The organism is Endozoicomonas atrinae, from assembly GCF_001647025.1.
Classification (GTDB): domain Bacteria; phylum Pseudomonadota; class Gammaproteobacteria; order Pseudomonadales; family Endozoicomonadaceae; genus Endozoicomonas; species Endozoicomonas atrinae.
Genome location: NZ_LUKQ02000555.1, coordinates 1 through 1,387 on the forward strand (window position 1 = coordinate 1; position 1,387 = coordinate 1,387).

2 protein-coding genes are annotated in these 1,387 nt (G+C 47.2%); one reads left to right on the forward strand and one right to left on the reverse strand.

The window, feature by feature from the left end:
* Positions 1-107: 107 nt before the first annotated feature.
* Entirely contained in the window at positions 108-989 is an 882-nt protein-coding gene (locus AK963_RS28995; protein ID WP_066018728.1) for a hypothetical protein, read from the reverse strand.
* A 101-nt stretch (positions 990-1,090) separates the two neighbouring features.
* On the opposite strand from AK963_RS28995, the gene AK963_RS32820 reads away from it, so the two are divergent.
* Positions 1,091-1,282, forward strand: a complete 192-nt coding sequence (locus tag AK963_RS32820; protein ID WP_139117774.1) for a hypothetical protein — start codon at positions 1,091-1,093, stop codon at positions 1,280-1,282.
* Positions 1,283-1,387 lie beyond the last annotated feature (105 nt).

Consider the following 1,387-nt stretch of genomic DNA (forward strand, 5'->3'; position numbering starts at 1 on the left):
GAAAATCAACATCATTAAAACCTTCGGGTAGCTGTGGTCGACGAGACATCTGTTCTAGATAATGCATGGTAATGATGCCTAAGCATAGTTGGCGGCAGCTTAAGGATTTAGAAAATGCGATTGGTATTACAGGTTCCCAAAGCGAACTGCTGGATTACGGAGTGATGGAATCGTACTTCAAACCGGAATACATCAGACTCAGGATCATAACCACTGGAACCATCATCAAGTTGGGTGCTCTCCTGCCATTCGTGTTCCATGTAGTCGAATTTATCAATATCCCTTGCCTGTATGGTCTTGTTGTAGATTGCCAGCTGGACTGCACCCGCAGAGCCGAATTTAAAGGACTGGGCACGATCATAGACACAGGAGACATCCGATACCGTAAACTCAGCCTTATCAATTCCGAAGTAGTTAGAAACCCTTCTTGATTTACAGGTCATTCTCTCTGACAGATCATTATCCGGTTTCCAGCCCTGTACATCTACCGCCAAATGAATCGCAGGATAATGGGGCTCTGCACACCGAAGTACCTTCTTGGCTATATTTGCCAGGAATTGATCCACCTTTTTCGGAGATTGGTTATCCAGGAACCACGGAGAACATTCAATTTTCAAATGAGAGCCAATGGACTCCGCCTTGGAGTGGAACATTTTGCAGAAGATAATGACTCCCAGTTGATTGTTCTGGAGCCGGTACTGGTAACCCGATGCCTTACCACTCTTGCCCAGTATCCAGTCATGGCCGACGAACCGAAAGGTTTTCTCACCAAAACTCAGAGAGTCCTCAATGTCCGTCAGGAAATCCAGATTCATGGCTCCCTTAAACAGTTGTCGTAAGGTATCAACATAGGTTCCGACAATCTGGAAGTTATCAAGGTAGAGATCCTGAACTTTCCCGAATTTGGGATGAACGAACAAAAGTCCCTTATCCTGTTGATTTGTGGTCTTACCATCCGCTGAGGGTTCATAACGTTCCAAATGTTTCATATCAAAAATCCTTTTTATAACTTTTCGTTTTTAACTACCCTTTTTTAATGACGTGTTATGACGTGCTACAAGGACATTCCCCCCGCCCGCTTGCGCTGCGCGTGCAAGTCAGGGCGTGGGAGTCAGACGGCGAGTCCGTGGGTGTGGTTGGTGAGTTGGCTATCAGCATTGAGATGGTGCTTCCTGATGGTTTGCACGCTGCGACCGCTCTGCGCAACACCATGGGCAGTGCCATCGAGTTGCGCAGAGGGTCGGCCAGCGTGTCGGTTCGAGTAAATGATCCACGTTCGTAGAACGTGGTTTTGCTTTAAGCCCCCTAAAAGGGGGCTGAGACCGCCAGCCTTCTGAGAAGGCTGGTGAGAGTTATCCCAAGATTGAAGGTTATTTCCTGAAGTCTA